Annotated in this window: 12 protein-coding genes; 7 read left to right on the forward strand and 5 right to left on the reverse strand. The window is 39.9% G+C overall.

Features of this window, described 5'->3' with window-relative positions; genetic code table 11:
- The first annotated feature begins 152 nt into the window (after positions 1 to 152).
- The 5 genes from LZG71_RS12540 to LZG71_RS12560 all read left to right on the forward strand — a co-directional run bounded on the left by LZG71_RS12540 (position 153) and on the right by LZG71_RS12560 (position 6551).
- Positions 153 to 2390, forward strand: coding sequence for an FG-GAP-like repeat-containing protein (locus tag LZG71_RS12540; RefSeq protein ID WP_233820886.1), 2238 nt, complete (start codon positions 153 to 155; stop codon positions 2388 to 2390).
- 273 nt (positions 2391 to 2663) lie between these two features.
- Complete coding sequence (rhaT, locus tag LZG71_RS12545) at positions 2664 to 3743, forward strand: L-rhamnose/proton symporter RhaT (protein WP_233820887.1); 1080 nt, start codon at positions 2664 to 2666, stop codon at positions 3741 to 3743.
- Between the two features lie 193 nt (positions 3744 to 3936).
- The gene (locus tag LZG71_RS12550) at positions 3937 to 4278 is read left to right on the forward strand and encodes a DUF6786 family protein (RefSeq protein WP_233820889.1); all 342 of its coding nucleotides are present in this window, start codon (positions 3937 to 3939) and stop codon (positions 4276 to 4278) included.
- A gap of 155 nt (positions 4279 to 4433) precedes the next feature.
- Complete coding sequence (locus LZG71_RS12555) at positions 4434 to 5687, forward strand: VCBS repeat-containing protein (RefSeq protein ID WP_233820891.1); 1254 nt, start codon at positions 4434 to 4436, stop codon at positions 5685 to 5687.
- Between the two features lie 18 nt (positions 5688 to 5705).
- Positions 5706 to 6551, forward strand: a complete 846-nt coding sequence (locus tag LZG71_RS12560; RefSeq protein WP_233820893.1) for a sugar phosphate isomerase/epimerase — start codon at positions 5706 to 5708, stop codon at positions 6549 to 6551.
- Between the two features lie 56 nt (positions 6552 to 6607).
- Here the strand turns inward: LZG71_RS12560 and LZG71_RS12565 are convergent, their stop codons facing one another.
- Together LZG71_RS12565 and LZG71_RS12570 are read right to left on the reverse strand one after the other, a co-directional pair.
- Positions 6608 to 8134 carry a malate:quinone oxidoreductase gene (locus LZG71_RS12565; RefSeq protein WP_233820895.1) on the reverse strand — a complete coding sequence of 509 codons (1527 nt, stop codon included), beginning with the start codon at positions 8132 to 8134 and terminating at the stop codon, positions 6608 to 6610.
- A 309-nt stretch (positions 8135 to 8443) separates the two neighbouring features.
- Complete coding sequence (locus tag LZG71_RS12570; RefSeq protein ID WP_233820896.1) at positions 8444 to 10414, reverse strand: sialate O-acetylesterase; 1971 nt, start codon at positions 10412 to 10414, stop codon at positions 8444 to 8446.
- A 497-nt stretch (positions 10415 to 10911) separates the two neighbouring features.
- Here LZG71_RS12570 and LZG71_RS12575 point away from each other — a divergent pair, with 497 nt between their 5' ends.
- Positions 10912 to 13965, forward strand: a complete 3054-nt coding sequence (locus LZG71_RS12575) for a C25 family cysteine peptidase (protein WP_233820898.1) — start codon at positions 10912 to 10914, stop codon at positions 13963 to 13965.
- A gap of 93 nt (positions 13966 to 14058) precedes the next feature.
- Positions 14059 to 17388 (forward strand): C25 family cysteine peptidase, encoded by a 3330-nt coding sequence (locus LZG71_RS12580; protein ID WP_233820900.1) that lies wholly within the window; start codon positions 14059 to 14061, stop codon positions 17386 to 17388.
- 7 nt (positions 17389 to 17395) lie between these two features.
- Here the strand turns inward: LZG71_RS12580 and LZG71_RS12585 are convergent, their stop codons facing one another.
- The 3 genes from LZG71_RS12585 to LZG71_RS12595 all read right to left on the reverse strand — a co-directional run bounded on the left by LZG71_RS12585 (position 17396) and on the right by LZG71_RS12595 (position 22235).
- Positions 17396 to 18976, reverse strand: a complete 1581-nt coding sequence (locus LZG71_RS12585; RefSeq protein WP_233820902.1) for an asparagine synthase C-terminal domain-containing protein — start codon at positions 18974 to 18976, stop codon at positions 17396 to 17398.
- Between the two features lie 689 nt (positions 18977 to 19665).
- A complete protein-coding gene (gene udk / locus LZG71_RS12590; RefSeq protein ID WP_233820904.1) occupies positions 19666 to 20307 on the reverse strand; it encodes a uridine kinase in 642 nt (213 codons plus the stop codon).
- 53 nt (positions 20308 to 20360) lie between these two features.
- A complete protein-coding gene (locus LZG71_RS12595) occupies positions 20361 to 22235 on the reverse strand; it encodes a two-component regulator propeller domain-containing protein (RefSeq protein WP_233820906.1) in 1875 nt (624 codons plus the stop codon).
- Between the last annotated feature and the right edge of the window lies 1 nt (position 22236).

Genomic DNA, 22236 nt, shown 5'->3' on the forward strand with positions numbered 1-22236 from the left:
TGAAATGTTTTAATTTTTTGGTTCTGACGTTCAGGAGCAGTCGGTTCTGATCATAAACTTTGTTCCGACAGCTCAATCAAATGGAATCTTATTTCGTTAGGTTTAAGAATCCATTCTACTGATCAGCAAAATTAACGGATTATTATTCAACGATGCGTACGAAATATACCTCCTGTTTATTCTTCTTTGTATATATAAGTCTGTCAACGGCAGTTTTCGGGCAGCAGTCCTGGTTTAAGCGCGACTCTTCAATTACTGTGTCTGCCAAAGGAATTCGGTTGCTCAATCCATGGGCAGGAGGGCTCAACGCCTCGCAAGTACTTAAAATGCACTTGAATAATGATGACATAGAGGATCTGGTTGTTTTTGACCGTACAAATAGTCGCGTTACAACATTTATTGCTTCTCCTGATCCTGCAAAAAAGGCCTATTTGCACGCTCCCGCATATGAAGCGGCGTTTCCTAAAATGGATAACTGGATGATTCTGGCAGATTACAATGGTGACGGACTGAAAGATCTTTTTACCAGTACTTCCCTCGGTATAAAGGTGTACCGACAAATCAAAACAGGGAATGTGTGGTCGTGGAAGTTGGAAAGGGAGGTGATCAATACACAGGGTTACAGCTCAGTAATTAATTTGCAGGTTTCTGGTCCCGATATTCCTGGCATTGTGGACATCGACGGCGATGGTGATCTTGACATTGTAACTTTTGACTTTGCCGGTGAATTCATAGAGCTGCATCAAAACATGAGTATGGAAAAGTTCGGAGTTCCGGATAGCCTTGGTGGACCCACAGCTCCCGTTTTTGCACGAAACGGCGACTGTTGGGGAAATTTTCATAAAGGAACAAATGAGGATTTTGTATTTAATGTTCCTTGCGGTGTCTCCGATTTTTCAGGAGGTAGTGTAAAGCATGCGGGTAATTCAATATTGCTTCGGGATCTGAACGGTGATGGCAAAAAAGATCTTGTGATTGGGCATGTGAGTAATGAACATTTGTCTTTTCTTAATAACGCCACCGGTGGATTGGCGTCTGAGTTCAACAGTTTCAATAATGCGTATCCCGCCAAAGATCCGGTCTCTTTCCATATTTTCCCTACGGCATTTATGGAAGATGTTGATTTCGATGGTGTAGACGATCTCATTGTGGCGCCTGGAGTTGCTTCCAATGACGGCAATATGGTCGATTTTAAATCGTCAAATTTACTTTATCACAATGCGGGAACGTCCGATAATCCTGACTTCCGGTTAACCCAAAACAACTTCCTCCAAAATGAAATGATCGATGTTGGTGAAAATGCTTCACCTTCATTTTTTGATGTTGACGGTGACGGCGATCTGGACATGGTGATCGGGACCGGTGGAATGCCGGGAACCGTTGGTTTTAAAGGTGGTTTTTGGTTATTGACAAACACAGGAACCAAATCAGAGCCTGCTTACGAGGTGAGTTCTGAAAATTATCTGGATCTGGCCGCATCTTTTGGATTGTATAATATCAAACCACAATGGGCTGATTTTAATGGTGATGGAGTGACAGACCTTGGATTTTTCGGGACTTCTTCTTCAACCCTGAGACCGGAATACAGGTATATTCCAAACAATGGAGCAAAGGGTGCTGCTGTTCAGTTAAATGTATCAGAAGCCGTGTTGCTAACAATGCCAACAGAGACTCAATTGGGAGATTCCCCGTTTTTTTATGATGCAGACGGTGATGGTGATCTGGATCTGATTGTAGGTAAACCACAGGGAAACATTCATTTTTACACAAACACAGGAAATAACCGGCAGTTTGCCTTCAAATTGGAAAGCGATGCGTTTGCCGGAGTAGGGCTAAGTTTTGAAGGAAGATTTGCTCATGCCGTGGCAACTGATGTAGATTTAGACGGACAGCCAGATTTGCTCACTGTTGATCACACCGGTAACATTCGTATTTTTTACAAAGCAGCCTGGGGGAAATGGACTGAGCGTGTGAGTCAGCTGGTGGAGCTTAATAGAAAACCCTCAGCCATGTTTCTGGGGAGATATTTAGCGCTGGCGGTGGGAGATTACAATGGAGATGGGAAGCCGGATATCGCTGTGGGCAACAACGGCGGAGGTTTATCTTTGTTTACCAACATACTTCCTGTGACTATTACCGGCACAGAGCCTCCGTTGGAAATCAATGTGAAGGCTTATCCCAATCCGACCAAGGAGTATATCAAAGTCATTTCTTCACGAAAAGCTACGCTGCGTATTGTGAATGTGAGTGGAACGCCAATCATGTCGGGGATCAATTTGCAGCCGAATACAGAAAAAGAGATTATTACTTCCAGCTGGTTGCCAGGCTTGTATATTCTGGAATTACAAAACGGTCAGCAAAAGGTGGTGAAAAAGGTAGTGGTTCAATAACTTCCTTTGCTTGTCAATCTATAAAAAGGAATAGTTCAAAAATAATACCGGAAATCACAAATAATCGGACCCCGAAAAGTAGATACTTGTACTCAGTTACTTACCCCATGAAACGATTCGGTCAGCTCTGGAATATTGGTTAAAAGCTGGAAAATTTATTCATATGAGCAGTACGGTACAGGACGCCGTGCATCTTTATCTATGAGTAAATTACGGTTTGATTGAATTATCGAAAAGGTCATTTCTGGCCGAATAAAAAATAACCTCTACCTCATGCAAGCTCTTTTAGGCGTTTTATTTCATTTCATTGGTGGTTTTGCTTCCGGAAGTTTTTATATTCCTTACAAGAAAGTTCAGGGCTGGGCCTGGGAATCCTACTGGATCGTAGGAGGTCTTTTTTCCTGGTTTATAGTTCCTCCGTTAGCCGCTTACCTTACCATTCCTGGTTTTACTGAAATAATCGCACATACCAACGGAGGGATTCTTGCATTAACCTACTTCTTTGGGGTTTTGTGGGGAATTGGTGGTTTAACTTACGGTCTGGGGGTTCGCTACCTTGGTGTCTCCCTGGGAAGTTCCATCATCTTAGGGATTTCTTCTGTATTCGGGTCTCTTATACCGTCCATATATTATCAGTTTAAGCCCCAACCAGGGAAGGACTCCATCTCGGATTTGGTCAACAGCAGTTGGGGGCAAATGGTATTACTCGGTCTGCTTGTATGTGTGATCGGCATTATCGTATGCGGGAAAGCAGGAGGCATGAAAGACAACGATCTTAAGAAAAACGGATTTGTTGCCGATGATAAAACTGAATTTAAAATTGGATTGGGGCTTACAGTTGCTATTATCTCAGGGGTATTAAGTGCTTGTTTTGCTTTTGGGATTGATGCCGGAAAAGTAATGGCTGAGGAAGCCAACGAACTATGGAAGGCAGCTAATCCGGGTGAAGGTGAATTTTTGTTCCAAAACAATGTGACCTATGTGGTGATTCTGCTGGGCGGACTAACCACCAATTTTCTATGGTGTATGCTTTTGAACGCCAGGAACAAAACTTTTGGTGACTATACCAATACCAAAACCCCACTGCTATCCAATTATATTTTTTCAGCGCTGGCAGGTACAACCTGGTTTTTGCAATTCTTTTTTTACGGAATGGGAGAAAGCAAGCTGGGGAACGGGCCTAGTTCGTGGATCCTTCATATGGCGTTTATAATTCTGGTCGCCAATTCATGGGGATTGATCCTGAAAGAATGGAAAGGTATCTCTAAAAAAACCTTGACGACTATCTTATCAGGTATTTTAATCATTATACTTTCTGTGCTGATCGTTGGATATGGAAATTACCTGCGGTAGTTAATTTGCACCTGCTTACATTTAGGAGAATGGTTATCTGCGTCAGGTAGCCATTTTTTATTTTCCGAGTACTAAGCGCATGAATGAGATCAATCAAACACACGGAGCTTTCGGATATGATCTGAACTTCCTTGGCAATCGCTGAATATTACTTCATTGGGAAACTGCAAATCCGTTGCCTACGAGTTGGTGAATGAAATTATTAACAGAGGATCAGAATGGCATTCTGATGGTCATTCAATACGATATAAACAGAGATGAAAACTATTTGAGATCGACCTGGGAGATTCACGATGAACCCTGCTCAGGTGATGTACTGAATGCATGTAACGATGGGAGGTTGGACGACGGGACACAAATAGGGGCGTTTTGCGAATTGAAATCCAGTTCTTCGACACGCGCTCTGACAAATGGAGACAAGCTTACGCATTGTCAGAGAACCTATCATTTTGAGGGAGATAACATAGTTGTAAGCGAAATTGCATTTCGCGTGTTGGGTGTAAAACTGGGTCAGTTGAAAGAAAACTTGTCATAAGATATTTTGATATGGTACTGGTGAGGGTATAACCTATCAGCAAAATACTTTTGAATATCGGACGTTCCGTTCAATAAGGTTTATTGTCCGGACTTATGTTGTTTAAAAAGTTGACATTGGTACTATATTCTTAAACCTGCAATTAAATACTGACGATGAACTGTAATAAAAAGTGTATCATTTTCTCGGGCTGTTTGGTTTTGTTAATTCTCTCAGAAATTGGCTGTTATGCTCAGAAACAAAAGAAAGGCAGATCTGTTTCGTTTACAAAAACCGAATTGACCAAAACATTTATTGCTGAAGGTGCTGCCATGGGCGACGTCAATAAAGACGGAAAGAAGGATGTTTTATCCGGGGCATATTGGTTTGAAGCACCAGACTGGAAAGAACATGAACTGGCAAAACCTGAAAAGTTTAATTATGATGGGAGTTACAGCGATTCATTTCTTGACTTTGCGATGGATGTGAATCAGGATGGCTGGATAGACCTGATCCGGATCGACTGGCCTGGAAAGGCCGCTACCTGGCATGAAAATCCTAAAAATAAACCGGGTCATTGGACAAAACACATCATTCATTCATCGGTTGGTAATGAGTCGCCCATGCTTGTAGATATGGATGGAGACGGGAGGCTGGATTTACTTTGTAATGATCCGACTGCCAAAAAGGTTATCTGGCTGAAATCTCCTGTTAAAAAGGGGGACACTACCTGGACACAATATGTGATTAGTTCCGATCCAAAGCAATCTACTCACATGTATACGCATGGAATTGGGTACGGTGATATCAATGGTGACGGAAGAAAAGATGTGGTAGTGAAAGAAGGCTGGTGGGAAGGTCCGGCAGGCGGACCTGCGGCAGGCGGTCCTGCGGCAGGCGGTCCTGCGGCAGACAACCCTGCGCAGTATGGAAAAGATAAGGGCTGGGTTTTTCACCCGGCGGACTTAGGGCAGGACTGTTCTCAGATGTATGTGATGGATTTAAATGGTGATGGCTTAAATGATGTGATCAGTGCATCAGCGCATGATTATGGCATGTGGTGGCATGAGCAGGGTAGAGATAATCAGGGTAAAGAGACCTGGACGCACCATGAAATTGATAAGTCGTTTTCGCAGTCTCATGGGCTTGCTTTGGTGGATGTGAACGGAGACGGGAATCCTGATCTGGTTACTGGAAAAAGGTATTGGGCACATCATGGCAAAGATCCGGGAGAAAGAGAACCTGCGGTTTTATACTGGTTTGAATACAAACCTGGCAAAACACCGACCTGGATCAAACATGAGATTGACAATGACTCAGGGCTTGGCTTACATGTTACGGTCGAGGATATTAATAATGATGGCCTGGTTGATATCGTTACCGGTAACAAAAAAGGTGTCCGGATATTTACACAGCAAAAAAATAAGTAATCTGCTCAGGTACATTTTATGAAATTCGGGATTAATACCTATTTGTTTTCTTCACCATTCACCAACGAAAGTGTGTTTCTGTTTCCTTTATTCAAGGAGTGGGGGTTTGATTTTGTAGAGATTGCTGTTGAAGATCCTGCTAATATTGATCCTGGATTCATAAGAAGCGAATTGGATAAAAATGGTTTGGAATGCCGTTCAGTATGTGCTGCCACCGGTCCGGGACGCGATTTGAGAGGAAACCGAAAGGAACAGGTTACTTCATTAGAGTATGTTAAAGCTCTGATTGACCTGGCGCCTATACTTGGAAGCCGGCTTGTAGCTGGTCCTATTTATTCATCCGTCGGAAGGGCAGAATTTGTAACTGAAAGCGATAAAAGACGGCAGTGGGATTTAGTAGTGGAAAATCTGAGGGGACTTTGTGAGTATGCATCAGCCAATCAGGTAAAATTAGCCATTGAACCGTTGAATCGATACGAAACGGATTTTATCAATACATGTGAACAGGCACTTCAAATGATTAAGGATGTGGGAAGTGATTCCCTGTATGTACATCTTGATGTATTTCACATGAATTTGGAAGAGAAAGATCCTGGCATGGCTATTGTCAAAGCAGCAGGACGATTGGCCCTTTTACATGCTTCGGGAAGTGACAGAGGTACGCCGGGAGGTGACCAGATAAATTGGGACAGGATTTTTTATGCTTTGGATAAAATCAACTATGAAGGAGATATTGTGATTGAGTCCTTTACACCAGATGTGAAAATTATTGCAAAAGCGGCGTCAATATGGCGACAAATGGAACCTTCAAAAGAGGCAATTGCCATTGACGGACTCGCGTTTTTAAGATCAATGAGTTTGTAAAAAAAGAGGCTCCGGTTTTCACCGGAACCTCCTGTCAGCAGGCACTGATATTATCTTTAAGCTGTAACACCTTCTTCCAGATACGATGTGTTTAATTTAAGCACGTTCGTAGTTCTGTTTCTGGTTTTAGCAGCCAGGTCAGCATCTTTGGAAAGAGATTTCCCAAAAGAAGGAATTATCGTTTTAAATTGTTTTTGCCATTCCGGAGACGTAGCTTCTTCCTTGAAGCAACGGTGAATTAGATCCAGCATGATAGAAACTGAGGTAGACGCACCAGGAGATGCGCCAAGCAGCGCAGCAAGTGACCCATCTGCAGCAGTTACCATTTCTGTACCGAATTCAAGTACGCCACCTTCATCCTTATCTTTTTTAATAACCTGAACGCGCTGTCCCGCCGTTTCTAAAACCCAGTCTTCCAGTTTTGCGCCAGGTACATAATCGTTTAATGCTGCAAGCCTGTCCTGCGGTGATTGTCTCACCTGATCGATCAGGTACTTTGTTAGCGGTATATTGTGAATACCAGCTGCAAGCATCGGTTTAATATTATTGAGCTTTATTGAGAGTGGAAGATCGAGATATGATCCGTTTTTAAGGAATTTTGTTGAAAACCCTGCATATGGACCAAACAATAAAGCCTTTTTACCATCAATCATACGGGTATCCAGGTGTGGAACAGACATTGGCGGTGATCCCACGGCAGCCTTGCCATATACCTTCGCCTGATGCTTTTCGATAATCTCAGGATTGGTGCATACCAACCATTGTCCGCTAACCGGAAAACCACCAAATCCTTTTCCTTCCGGAATATCAGATTTTTCAAGAAGAGGCAGTGATCCGCCTCCTGCACCAATAAATACGAATTTTGAACGAACATAGCTGGTTTCCCTGCTCTCTCTGTCTTTTACAGAAAGTGTCCATGTCCCGTTGGCTTTTTCAAAATCGTCAACTTCGTGATTCAGATAAAGTTTTACGCCATCCTGACTCTCAAGGTAGTCGAACATGGCGCGTGTAAGTGCTCCGAAGTTTACATCCGTACCCAATTCCATTTTCGTTGCAGCAACTTTTTCTGCCTCCTGGCGTCCCTGCATTACAAGTGGTATCCAGCCGGCAATCTCATCCTTGTTTTCAGAATATTCCATTCCTTCAAACAAATGATGCCTGGTTAGTGCTTTATGGCGCTTTTTCAGATACTCAACATTTTCGCTTCCCCAAACAAAACTCATGTGTGGGATGTGGCGGATAAATGCATCTGGTGATTCTATGATGCCATTCTCAACGAGATAAGCCCAAAATTCTTTTGACACCTCAAAAGATTCAGCAATTTTGATTGCTTTCGCGATCTCAATACTACCGTCTTCTTTTTCAGGTGTATAATTCAACTCGCAAAATGCAGAATGACCTGTTCCTGCGTTGTTCCAGGCATCGGAACTTTCGGCAGTTACCCTGTCAAGTCTTTCAAAAATTGAGATTGTAAAAGCTGGATTTAGCTTTTTTAGCAAAACTCCCAGCGTAGCACTCATGATCCCTGCACCTATCAGGACAATATCAGGGGTGGTAATTATGGATGACCTTTTTATGCGCATTAGGAATGAAAGTTTATTTTAACGTAATCTATCAACCCGGAAAAATCCAAATGTATAGTCACAACAACAGTGTATACCTAAAATGTTTCCAAAATAGTATAATTTAAAAAATAAAGTAAAGGATGTATGCCAAAGTTCTTTTTAATAGTCAATAAAAACACATTTTGTTTCTATTGCTGAATGTAACCCATGAGATACCTCATTAAAATAATAAGAGGGAAGTCATTGATAAGTTCAATAACCTCCCCCTGTTTTATTAGTCTGACCAGTGCCAGAATTTTTTGGCAGTTATAGTGTCACTGCCGATTATTACCTCACAATCCTGAAACTTTCACCGTTTATTTTAAAAAGATACAAGCCCGGCTGATACCTCGACATATCCAGCTTCTTAAAATTGCTCGGGTTACTATTGGAATAAACTTTGAGTCCCAGGGAATTAAAGACCTCAACGGATTGAATCGATTTTTCTGATTGAATAGTTAAATTTGTACTAACAGGATTTGGAAACAATTTGATGGAACCTTTGCCGCTCACTTGTACGCTTATAACACGGCTGTAAGAGTTTTGTCCATCAAGGTCTGTTTGTTTAATCCTGTAATAATATGTTCCTGCTTCAGAAAGCTGATCCCGGAAAGAATATTCCTTTAATTCAGAAGAGTTTCCTGCGGCAGTCAAGCTTGCTATTTGTTCAAATCCCGATAATGAACCGGCCCGTTCCAGTTCAAAAGCTGCAGTGTTGTCTTCTTCGCTTGTTGCCCAGGATAAATTTGCAGTGAGGTCACTATTGCCTGTCCCCTTAAAATATATCCAGGTCACCGGGAGGGAAGAAGTAGAGATATTTATACCGGGAGACAAGACCGTATTGTTGTGTACATCAATTGTTTTTAGTCGAAAAATACCGGCGTTTACCGTCCATTGGTGATTGGTAGATTGCACATCGTTGCAATTTGTTTCATTCAGCCATTGGTAGGCATTCCATCCTGCTTCGGCCGAAAGACTTGCGGTGCCTCCCGTATGACTTATCGCAATGTTTGGAGGTGTAATTGCTGGATAGGGTGTAGCGTTCTGGAAAAAATTATTGTCAAGCTTGGTAGCCCAGAATTTGGCAAGAGAATCAAGTCCACCGCCAGCAAAATGTACATTATCGTGGCGGTAAACAGAATTATAATACGGGTCGGTCTCCGGTCCGGCAAAGGTATACGGTACTTTATATAGGGGAGAATATCCTGATGTAGGATTTCCTATTACATCATTTTGTGCGGCAATAACATCAGCAGAAGTGTAGCTTACATCTACCACATCGCCTAATTTTTTAAATGAATACCTGGAAGCCCTTGAAACCACAAAAGCAAGATTTGGTTTGTTTGACGCAGTACGACAGGCTTCAATAACTTCTTTCAGGTCGTTTCTGTAAGCGTCACGGCTCGTTTCCGTCTTTGTATCGCTTTCGCCCTGATGCCAAAGAATAGCCCTTATGCCTAGCTGAGCAATATAATTATTCAGTGCAATACGCATATTGCCGAATGGCAGACCTTGGGGATATATGTATCCGAACCAGGCCGTAGTTTGTCCATTTGTTGGTATACTCTGTTTCCAATTAGCAATGCTGCTACCCGACCAGCCCGCATTAAAAATCATTACGGGAACGTTAAGCTGTTTTACCAATCTGTCTCCAAAATATCCCCAGCACCAGGCATAGTTGCCAAATGGAGCAGTGGTAGTCATTTCGTTGAGGTGGGTGAATTGAGGGCAATCTACCTTTAAATTGGAGTATGGTTCAATGTTCGTTCTAAAATGAACACTGCTGACCGCGTCTTCTGTTGCTCCCGGACCCGTAGGATTGCTATCGCCTCCTGTTGCATTTGACTGCCCGGATACGAGAAAAACTTCACCGACGCCAACATGCTCAATATTGGAAAGCGGTGTGGCGCTGCCGTTTCTGATGCCACGCACTTCCAGTCGATACCAGCCACCTAAAACGGTCATGGTTCCCCGAAAATTACCACAGGTTGCAGCATTTTGAATTACTTGCCAGCCTCCTCCGGCCGGAGCAGGTTGTCCCATTGCAGGTCTCGATGGATTCGATTGAATAGGAACAAAACGAGCTTCGACTTGATCCTGGCAGGATGTGAAATAGCCGGCAATCGTTATAATCGCCTGATTTGCCTGATCCCGCTGAAATACTGCGCGGTCAGAAGGGAAAGTGATCGTTTGAGCATAGCTAACGCCAGCAGAAAGGGTATAGCAAAGCCATACCAGTGAGGAGTGAATTTTTTTCATTGAGGAGGTAAAAAAAGTAATATCGAATTAGCGTGCGTTCAAAAGTTCGAACTGATGGAAATACCAGCCAGTTACCCCATTTGCCAGGGCAAAATTAGATGAATAATAATTAAAAATACTATCGACTTAGTAAATGGAAAGGAAGTGGGCGCACGCTTTATTGTTTTCTTACAGTTACTATGAGGTCCTGAATTAGTCTTATAGTAGTCTGTGGCTTTACTACTATCAAAACGATGAAGAGCGAGTTTGAAACAGTGCATTAAAAAGTTCTGCCTGAAATTCATCTATTCATCAGAATGAAACGTATACTTAGTGAGAGTTTGCGATTGCGGTTACAAATGCGCACTATGGTCACTGCTTTTTTGTTTCGCCAGAGATTTTATTGTAATTTCGTTTCCTAAAAACCTCTTGGATCAGAAGTGTTGTTCAGACGCAAGGAGATTCATTTTTAAATAGTTAAATCTTAATTAATAAATAACATTTTCATAACTAGGTATATGAAGAAAAGAACTTTTACTCGTTTTGTATTACTGGTGCTGATAGGTTTGGGTTGTGCCGTGAGTAGTAGTAATGCGCAGGACTTGTCTCCATGGACGGAAAATCCATATGGCAATGAGTGGATAGATTATAGCAAGAAATATGTGAGGGTTACGGTTGCGAAAGATGGATTTTATAAAATTCCCTTGACTGATTTACCTCTTGACTTTCGATTTCCGGAAAAACTTCAGCTCTGGTTCAGAGGTAAAGAAGTTGCTATAAGTGTGAATAGTACCGAATTGATTTTTTTTGGACAAAAAAATGATGGAAGTGGAGAAGGGCTTTTATATAGGCCAGGTCCAGAAGCTCGTTTAAATCCTTATGCCAATATATTTTCGGACCTTGGGTATTATTTTCTTACCATTTTGGAGTCTGGTAATGCAAAGAGAATACCAGTTGTTAATGGTGGGGCGCTAAGTGGTACTCCTGAAGCATACCATTTACAAAAAGATGTTATTGCTTTTACCAATCAGTTTTCACACACTACTTATGGGCAGAATGAGGAACTGAATTCTAGTTATTATTACTCGGGTAATTCGTGGACTAGCGCCCATATTTACGGACCGGGAACGGGTCAGCCTGCGACCTCTCAGTACAAAGATTTTGACGTATTCTTGAAAAATTGGGTTCGTATAGAAACAATTAAACCTCAGCTTGAAGTCTTGGTTAATGGAACTAATCCGGGAAATCATAATATAAATTTCTATGTTGGTAGTTCTAATTCGAGTAGAGAAGCTAATAATATTATTACAATACCTCAGTTTAACAAATTTACGGGTCAAAAAAGAAACGTAGAAATAGATTATCCTCAACATTTAACGCAGTTGGGTCAAGGATACCTAAGAGTGAAATCTCTTACTCCGAATGATCTTAACGATTTCTTTGGATTGAGCTATTACGCAATAACTTATCCTCAGTCAGTTGATATGGGCGCTAAACCTGCCATAGATGCAACTGCTTCCACAACTGCAATTCCTGCATCGGCGGCTTTAACACAGGCTATTTTTACTTTTCCCGCAACTGCGAATAGCCAGAGCAACATTAGTGTCTTGAATGCCCCATTAAATGCAATGATATACGATATAACCGAGAAAGATAGTCCTAAGTTTATTACTTCAAGTCAAGTTGGAAGTACTTTAACTGCAATGGTGCCTAGGAATGTATCTAAATCTCTAGTTTTATTTATTGTTGCGCCAGCTTCAATTAATTCATTAGTTAACACGGCAGCAAGTCCTAATCTTACAGCAGTGAATTTAAAGCCTGTATACGCAAATAATCAGGGAACTGAGTCTACTCCTGTTATTGTTAACCCGTCTCTATTTGATTATATTATCATTACCCATAATGTAAACAAACAGAATGGTGCAAACTATCCTGAGTTTTTGACTTCCTCTGTGAATTACGCTAAATATAGAAGTTCACCTGCTGGTGGTAATTACAACACCATAGTTGTTAATATTAGAGATATTTACGATCAATTTAACTTTGGAGAACCCAGTCCGATCGCAATAAAACGGTTTGTAAAGTTTATGTTGAAAGATGGAGTTCGGCCTAAACATAATTTATTATTAATAGGACATTCAATAACTTTCTCAGGTTTTTTGAAAAAAGAAATAAAGGGGGAGGTTCCAACCTTTGGAGATCCAGGTTCAGATATTCTCTTGGTCTCTGGTCTACAACAACCAGTTCCTAATGAAGATACACCCGCAATCCCTGTTGGAAGAATTAATGCTTACACCCATGGAGAAATAGACAATTACAAAGCGAAAGTTGCTAAATATGAGTCAGAGCAGAGCGTTGAATGGCGGAGAAACTTGCTTCAATTAATTGGAGGTAAGGGAATGGGGCAGGTTAATGAGTTCAAAGGTTATTTCTCTCATGTGAATAGTACTTATGTGAATAGTGTGTTAACTCGGAATATTTTGCCAGTTAAGGATAATGCTGGTTCTTACACGGCTGTACCTGTGGATAATGAGACCATTGGCTGGATTAATGATGGTGTTGGCCTAATATCTTATTTTGGGCACGGTAATCAGGTTGAAACTTCATTGTTTCTTCAGGAAATTAATAAAACATCCAGCCCTATTTACACGAATAATTCAAAATTTCCAGTGATTTATTTTTTAGGATGTGGAGTAGGGAATAATAGTTTTAATCCTGGTAGACAGTATTTTGCCGCGAATTGGCTCACGGCCTCTCCGGATAAGGGGGCTATTGCAGTTATGGCTAACACTGCTCTTAGCTGGATTCCGCAGGATTACGATCACATGAAAAAATTCTATGAAGAAGTTTTTACAAAAAGCGACGTACAGCGGGCAACAATTGGCCAAATTATACGGAGTATTGGTTTAAGAACTCTTCCTAATGCTTCTGAGGGAGGAAGAGTATTGGCAGCTGACCCGACAACTGTGTCAATGATTCATCAAATGAACTTAATGGGAGATCCTGCCATAACTATTCTAAAGAGCAATGATGGTAGTCTTCCAGTAGGTCTTTTTGGGTTTCAGGCAAAATTATTTGAGGATACAAAAGTGAAGTTGGAGTGGAGTACGGCTTGGGAGAAAAATAACAGCCACTTTTTGGTTGAAAGGAGTTATAATGGTAAGCAATTCGAAGAAATAGGTCGAATAGAGGGTAAGATGGATACGGACTATGAGAATTCGTATCAGTTTGTAGATATTCAACCTAATGCTGGTACGAACTACTACAGAATTAAATCAATTGATCAAATACCGGGCAACGTAGATAATAACTTTTCTAAGATAGTTAGTGTTGAAATCCCAAATAGTAATCAGGTTGTTGTTTTCCCTAATCCTGTAATAGACAAGTTTGAAATAAAGCTTAATATACCTACTAAATTTAAGTCTTGGAGATTAGTAAATCAAAGTGGTGTTCAGCTACTTAGAGGTGCCAACAAAACACCTTCCATCGGGAAATTGGATGCGGGGATTTATATTCTGGAAATAATAACAGAAAACGGGGATGTATATAAGGAAAAGATAGTGAAAAAATAATCCGAAAGTTTTTTAATCAAAATAATTCATTTTTCCCAAGATATTATGCGTAGGTATTTTTTGATAATTTTTTTAGTTAGTCTGGTTAATTGCATGAGTTTCGGTCAAAAGACGGATAGTTATGGCAATGAATGGATTGACTATTCTCAAAAGTATTTGCGAATAGGAATTTCAGAAAATGGATTGTATAGAATACCTCTTGCTTATTTACCAGAAGATTTTCGAACTTCCAAACTTAGTGATTTTCAGTTATGGCACAGAGGGCAAGAGGTGTCAATAATTGATGCTACCTCTGATGGAATTATTTTTTATGGAGAAGCGAATGACGGGAAATTGGACTCATTGGTTTTTAGACCGATGAGTTCAAAAATTAATCCTTATATGAGTTTGTTTTCTGATGAAGGTTCCTATTTTTTAACAATGAAGCAAGGGGCTAGACGTTCTGAAACTATATCTGCATCTTTCCAGGGAGACGTTGAGACTTTTCACTATCAGGAGGACTTGTACAGGTTTAATAAACAATTCGCTTTTGGTACTTATTCTGCGGAGAAGAGTTTGAAAAATAGCTTTTATGTTAATGGGAATTCTTGGACTAGTGCGACCATTGCAGGAATAAATGCAATACCTAATTCTTCTGTCAAGGAGACTAAGTCGGATCACGTCTTAGATATTGCTAATTATATAAGAAGTAGTGGTGGGAAAATAACCATAGAAGTCTTAGTAAACGGACTTCAGGAGGGTACACATAAAATACACATTTCGGTAGGTAAATCACATAGTGCAGAAGATTTGAGAGAAGTATCATCTTTCACATTAGAGGGGTGGAGCGGAAAATCGGTATCTTTTACAATAGATGAAAATTTTGTATCAAATGAAGGAAAATGTTTTCTTCGGGTGACTTCTGATGCCCAAAATAATTTGGATTGGTTTGGAATAGGGTATATTACTGTGAGTTCTCCTCAATCTATTGATTTACAAATAGCTGGTGTTAAAAGAAAAAGTGGGATATTTAATTTTGCTCCGGTTAATGCAGAGTATAGCAAACTGATAATTGCGAATGCAAGTAAAAACTTTGGAATAATTAATATATCCAAACCTAATTTGCCTTCCATTTTGACTGGCAATGAAACAAAGGATGGGCTGGAAATTATAGCTCCACGAGTTCGCGGAGAAAGGTTAAAATTGTTTGTTTATGACAAGGATACAGAAGTTAAAAATGTTGCTAAATCATCAATCAACGAGGTAAATTTGTTGCCTTGGTACGGCGATAACGCTACTTCAACTCCTTCTTTGGCGTATTCTAAAAACTATGACTTTTTATTGATTACAACATCTAATCTTAAAGAAGCTGCATTAGAGTACGCAGTGTATCGAAAATCGGAATTAGGTGGTGGGAATAGGGTGTTAGTTATGGATATCAGATCCATTTATGACCAGTTTAACTTTGGAGAACCTAGTCCGGCGGCCATTAGGAAGTTTGTCAAATATATGCTAAAGGATGGTATACGAGATAAGCACAACCTGCTGTTGATTGGGTCGTCAATTACTTTTTCGGCGGCTATGACAAGGGAATTAAAGGATGAAGTCCCAACTTTTGGTGATCCTGGATCTGATATTTTATTGGTTTCAGGAATGAATGGCTTGAACGAAGATATTCCCTCGATTCCGGTTGGAAGGATTCCTGCGATAAATGTAACCCAAGTGAGAAATTATTTGGAGAAAGTTAAAATTCACGAGAAGGGTGTTGAACATGCCTGGAAAAAAAATATTCTTCATTTGAACGGAGGACAGAGCACTTCGGAAATTAATCAATTAAAGGGTATTTTGGCCAACTTAGTTCCATATGTTGAAAATGGAAGTTTTGGAGGGAAGGTTATTTCATATGTGAAACAAAATCCCGCGGATGTAGAGAGTGTTAATATCTCAAAGGATGTGAATAGTGGTGTTGGAATGATAACCTATTTTGGTCATGGTTCTATTAGTAAAACTGATTTGGATTTTGGATATGTAACGGATGTTAATAGAGGCTATAACAACAGTGATAAATACCCACTAATGTATTTTAATGGGTGCGGGGTAGGAAACCACTTTTTCAGGAAATCACCTTTTTCAATGTCAGCCGATTGGCTTTTGGCCCAGGGAAAAGGAGCAATTGGTGTAATAGCAAATTCCTATTTAAGCTACGTAACTCCCTCGGTTAAACATCTAACTACTGTATATGAAAACTTGTATTCAGTTGACACAGAATTATCAATGGGGCAAGTGATTAAACGCGTTGCAGAAAAAATAGTACTTAATGGAGCTAACAATTACGATATTGCGAATATACATCAGGCTAATCTTCTAGGAGATCCTTCCCTAGTTCTAACCAGGGCTAGTCAACCTGATTATACACTAACTCCAGGTAAGAGCATTTTTTTGCATGCTGAATCTCCGGATAAAACGATCGGTAGTTCTAAGAAATTAAAATTGCTCGTTGTAGTTGGAAACTCAGGCAAGTACATAAAAAATCAGGAAGTTGAGATAGAGGCTAAGATTTTTTATAAAAATGGAACAGTTGAGAATGTGAATGGCAAGTTAACCTCTATTGCAGTTCGTGATACTTTTACTGTATCTGTAAATAACAACAGTGGAATTAATAAGATAGAGGTAAGTGTTGATCCAAAGAATGTTATTTTGGAACTTAACAAAGTTAACAACATTCTAGACTTTGTGATAAATTGGGATGATGCAGTTCTTTACAATGTATATCCAAATGGCTCAACAGAGGATAAGGTGCCGCCTAGACTAAACGTTAGTGTTGGAGGGAAGTTTATTCAGGATGATGTTAGATTATCATCTAGTGCGGTAATTGATTTCGAATTGGTCGATGACAATCCGTTGGTGTCTGATAGGGATACTGTATTTTTGGATGTTTATCTAAAACCATGTCTTGATACAGAATGCAACTTCGTGAGATTATCTTATGGCAGAGACTTGCATATTGATCCAGTTAGAAACGCTAATGTTATAAAAGCTAGCTTCGATGTGACCAGGCTAACTCCAGGGGTATATGAAATGTTAGTTAACGGCAGAGATTTAAATGGAAATTCCTTACTGGTAGGCTATCGCATAAGGTTTAGGATAGGAGATGATGTGAATGAAGGAATTGATGTAACTGTCAGTCCAAATCCAGCGACTGATTACATTAGATTTGTTGCGGACGGAAAGAAGTGGGCAGCTGGTGGCAAAGTGGAATGGTCTATTTTTAATCTATATGGTGTTAAAATTGATTTTGGCCAAGAAGAATTAGGCGAGTTTAAGAATGAGTGGTATTGGATACCAAAGGTACAAGGAGGGTTGTACTATTATAGACTGAATTTTTACAACGTCAACAAGTCGATTGTTCAAAAAAATAGTGGAAAATTGATTCTCATAAGATAGGTGATTTCTACTTTTGGAAGAGTTGGAGCCACACTGCTAAAAAGATTGTTTTGCAAACAAAAAAGATCATTAAACTTTCTATCTCCATTGAGTTGTTTTTTTGTGTAAGTATTTTGACAGAATGATGAAATTTGTTTTTGTCAACATACTCCCACACAGTTGACGTATCAACTAAAAAATCTTGTGACTGACTTAATAAAAGAATTGTGTCTCGTTTGACGTAATCGTTATATATTCCTTTTGTTGTACGAGTTCTCACCATTTCGGGTAGTATGTCTTTCATAGCTGTACGTAACGGTCCTCTTCCCATACCATGATCAAATAAAATGGAACTGGGTATAGACTTGCAGAAATCATAGATTTGTGTGTCAAAAAAAGGATGGACGACATCTATGTTAAAGTACTCGCCTAAGGATGCTTGTTCTTCAATAACCCTTATATTCTGATTGTAGGTAATTGATTTGTAAGGATTGTTATATGATAGTATGCTGTCTTTATCGTAATCAACGATAAAATCTTTGCGTTGAATGAAGGTAGTCGTTTTATGTGGTTTTGTTAATTTATTAAATAATGATTTGATTCCAGAATTAACCAACGAATAAGAGTCTAGGTTAAAGCGCCTTTGAGCAACAACTAAAAGCTCAAAACTCTCTAAATAGTTTCTTTGCTTTACCAAGGAAAGAAGTTTGCGGTAAATATGTCTTGTGAAAATTAATTCATTTCGATAGTCTCGGGTGTAAGAGTTCCAGGCATTTCCGTAAACCATACTGAATTTATCAAGTTTGGCAACCTCTGATAGCTCATGTCTTAGTTCGTCCCATTTTTTCTGTTTCATTAGTTCGTTTAAGTATTCAATTCCATGGCCAACGATACTATCTCCGTCGTGCCCTGTAAATAAGGAATCACACCCTATTTCATTCGCTCTTCGATACAGGTTAACAAGTAAAGAGGTTCCCATAGAGCCATAAACAGGCTGTCCGTATATCTGAGTCGCGAAAATTAGATCGTCAATTGCATTATATGACGGATTAATTATATGATGATCAGAAGAAATGCGTTGAACTACTTCACGAGCATATATTGTCTCATCGGATAAGGACGTATTGGTGTCGGTATAAAACGTATGTAGATTAAGGTTTGGAGATAATAGCTTCAATGTTGAGGACACTGAAGAAGAGTCTAATCCTCCACTTAATTGTGACCCAATGTGTCTCTTATTAACCATGCCCCGACTTACTGATTTTAAGAATAAATCTTTAAATACGGTGCCGTATTCCTGCTCGTTTTTTAGGTGCTCCCAGTTCGCATTTAGTGGAGTCAAATATGAATCTGTTTTAATTTCGGAGTTAGTAAATGAAATTAAATGTCCTGGTAGAACGCTCTTTATGTAATGAAAGTGAGTGTCATTATCATAGGGTTGAATAAAATCATTTCTAGATAAGTATGTAAATATTTTAGAGGTGTTAATTTTAGAAGGATTGAGAACATTGTTTTCATTGAGAAGTTCTACAATATCAGTTGAAAATAATATCCCCTTGGTGGGTATGTGGATATAATACAAGGGAATCGTTCCAAATGCGTCACGCACCAAGAAAAGTCTTTCATTTGCTAGGTCAAAGTATACTGCAAATGAAATTGAGTTTTTATTAAGGGAAAGAAAATCGCTGAAAGAGCTGGACTTACATTCAATGAAGCATTTTGGAGCAGAAGATGCTTGATAAGATTGAGTGTCTATAGAAGAATTTTGAATTAAAATGAGATAGCTATCATCACTTTTTTTTTAAGCCAATCTCCATTAATGTGAAAGTATCCTTTACCAACATTAATTTGTTCATGTTGGTTGGACAGAAGAGGTTTTGGTAGACTGTAATTGTTAAATGAAAAAAAACCTTTAAAGCCCATGGGATTTTTGTTTCAAATAACAAGTAATATAAAATTACTTGTTATTTGTATTTTTTTAGATTAGACAGCATAATACGTAGATCCGCCATCTGATAAAGTGCTACTTCCCTTAAGGTTCATAGTCAACTTACTAACCTTGCCCAATTTGTTCAAAACAGGCTTTTTGTAAGATCTCTTTGTCTGTGTAGAGTGCATATTAGTTGTTTTCATATTAGAATTGTTACGTGTTTAATAATAGTATCCGGCGTAAATTTAGATATATATTCTTGAATTACAAATTTTATAACTCATTCATTGAAAAATGTATAGAAGATTTTCGTTATCACTATTATACGGTTGCTCCTCTACTTGTCGCGGAGTATGAATATTCCAATTTCAATGGCCGCTCTCTTCCAGTTTCTTTTTCAAAAACCCTACCAACACTTCCAGACCTGTATCAAAGCGTGTATTGTTGTTGATGATCATGTCAGCTTCTGATTTCAGCGGTTGGATGAATTTATCGTAGGTTGGAGCCACGTGGTGTTCCCAGCGATATAAAACGTCATCGAGGTCGTAACCGCGCTCGTTGTTGTCTCGGATGATCCTTCGCTTAATCTTCACGTGCTCTTTGGCATCGACGAAGACTTTCAAATCGATAAGACGAGCTATATCAGGGAAGTAAAAGACAAAGATTCCCTCAACAATGATGATCGGACGAGGCTCGAAAATCAATATTTCAGGCTTGATAAGTGGATTATTGAAGGTATACTCTTTCTGATGAACTTCCCTGCCTGCACGTAGAACAGCTATATGCTCTGCAAACAGGTGATGATCAATGGTCTCAGGTAAGTCGAAATTTTCAACTCCATTCTCGTCTCTTGGAATTTCGTGGATCGGACGGTAATAGTTGTCCTGAGAAATGCGTGTTACCTGATCTTTTCCGAAGGAATCAATGAGGCTTTTCATAAAGAAAGTCTTGCCAGATGCACTTCCTCCGGTAATACCGATGATATAGGGTGGTTTGTCTGTTGGTATCATTGTTGGAAATGATAATCTTGTTAAGTAGTTCTTAGTTTGATTTTTATGTAATCCTAATCAATAATTGCCAGTTTTCCTGCAATTTTTTGGTCACCGTTCTGTGAAGTTATATAAATAAGGTAAACTCCGCCGCTTGCCCTTTTTCCTGTATAATCATTTAAATCCCAACTGGCCAGACCACCTTGTGAGCGTGTTTCATAAACAAGTCTGCCTGAGAGCTGCGTTATTTTGACAGTCGAATCGTCCGTTAGGCCCTTAATGCCGACCTTGCCACTGTAACCCGGTCTAACAGGATTGGGGAAAATGGTAACGTTGGAAATATTTTCAAAAGCTACACTTGAATTTGTCCTGTAAGACACCATTCCATTCGGTGTATCTATGAATAGAAGTCCTGTTTCGGGTTCGAAATATAAGGAGGTAATCAGATTGGAAGGTATGGGGCTGTTGGCAGCGGTGAAATGGCTTATTAGTTCTGTGCCATCCGAGCTGAAAAGATACAGGCCGTTTCTGGTTCCAATCCATTTGCGATTGCCCACCTCCACGGCAATGGCGGTACACTTCTCATTTGCGAACAATTTTCTCTGACCGTAAACTGGTAATATAGCATTAGTGCTTGCACCATTTAAGGCTTCGTCTGGAAATAAATAGCCTACTCCCTTATCACTGGCGAACCAAATGTACCCATCCCGATCTATGGCAATGCTGTTTATTACAGAAGATGGTAACGCACCGTTTCCTATACCTGTACTTAAATTTCTTTCTTTGTTTGTTGTAGTATTCTTAACAAGGATTCCACCTCCCAGATAAGATGGAAGTCTCGCACAACTGAATCCTGACTGGTCAATAATAACTGAATCTTTTCGGGGAGAAATAATGGTATCTTTTTGAGCTGGGCTATATGGTTTTAAAGAGCCGTCGGTATTACTTAGCAGTCCACTTTTAGAATCTGCAATCCATACTACTTTTTGTGAAATTGCCAGTGATTTTTTTGGAGCCAAGAGGAGAGCGCTGCCTAAGGAAGATGTCTCCCCGGACCTGGATAATAAAACATAACTGTTATCCAGGGTTATGCTTAGACCCGGATCTGTATTTGAAAGCGCGTAGTGCTTACTGGTGCTCGGGAGTAACGTTTTCCAGATTCCGTTGGAAAATTGGTAAACACCTTTTTGGAATAAACCGCCGTACAAGACATCATTATCGGAGGCAATTGAAATGAGCGGAGACGGTGAGGTAAGTGTTTTCCAACTGGCAAAATATTGTCTGTTGACGGATCCCTGCATAGAACTGACCTGTAAGCCTTGAGAGGTGAGTGCAAAAATAGAATCGGGGGTGAAGGCGATGTCTTTAACCTGCACTTCTGCACCGTTGAAGCCTATGTAGCGATAATTTTCAAGTACCTGGCGATTTTTAATATCGAGTGTTACAATACCAAAATTGGTTGCCAGGTAGGCGTTGCTGTTATGGAAAATAATTTTACTAATATTTTTTATGTCAGGAAGGTCTGTTGCCTGTTGCAGTATGGGCCAGGACTCTGTATGCTCCAATTCGGAATTTTCATCCAAAAATAATAGATCCATATTGCCGTTGCGATAAGCTAACAATATGGTGTTAGTCGCACCCTCATAGGCCATGGATGAAATGCCAACATCTGCCAGACCATCTTGTTTACCATATACTTTTGGATTCGTTCCTGCCAGGTTTACGCTAAATAAACCGTTATAGGATGCGCAAAATATACGGCTTTTCGTTTGTACCAATTGATGTGCAGAGAGGTAATTGAAATGAGATTCCCATGCACCAATTGGGATATTTTGAGCTGATGCCGTGGGGGATTTGAAGAGAACGACAAAAAGAATGGTTGCCATTACAGATGCGGATACCCACATTGTTGTACCTGGTTTCATCCTTTTTGCAGATTTCTTGCTCACA

This window comes from Dyadobacter sp. CY312, assembly GCF_021390535.1.
GTDB lineage: Bacteria > Bacteroidota > Bacteroidia > Cytophagales > Spirosomataceae > Dyadobacter.

Coding starts and splice junctions, on each gene's coding strand:
- LZG71_RS12540 (WP_233820886.1), top strand. CDS start 153: ATGCGTACGAAATATACCTCCTGTTTATTCTTCTTTGTATATATAAGT.
- LZG71_RS12560 (WP_233820893.1), top strand. CDS start 5,706: ATGAAATTCGGGATTAATACCTATTTGTTTTCTTCACCATTCACCAAC.
- LZG71_RS12555 (WP_233820891.1), top strand. CDS start 4,434: ATGAACTGTAATAAAAAGTGTATCATTTTCTCGGGCTGTTTGGTTTTG.
- LZG71_RS12575 (WP_233820898.1), top strand. CDS start 10,912: ATGAAGAAAAGAACTTTTACTCGTTTTGTATTACTGGTGCTGATAGGT.
- rhaT (WP_233820887.1), top strand. CDS start 2,664: ATGCAAGCTCTTTTAGGCGTTTTATTTCATTTCATTGGTGGTTTTGCT.
- LZG71_RS12550 (WP_233820889.1), top strand. CDS start 3,937: ATGAAATTATTAACAGAGGATCAGAATGGCATTCTGATGGTCATTCAA.
- LZG71_RS12565 (WP_233820895.1), bottom strand. CDS start 8,134: ATGCGCATAAAAAGGTCATCCATAATTACCACCCCTGATATTGTCCTG.
- LZG71_RS12580 (WP_233820900.1), top strand. CDS start 14,059: ATGAGTTTCGGTCAAAAGACGGATAGTTATGGCAATGAATGGATTGAC.
- udk (WP_233820904.1), bottom strand. CDS start 20,307: ATGATACCAACAGACAAACCACCCTATATCATCGGTATTACCGGAGGA.
- LZG71_RS12570 (WP_233820896.1), bottom strand. CDS start 10,414: ATGAAAAAAATTCACTCCTCACTGGTATGGCTTTGCTATACCCTTTCT.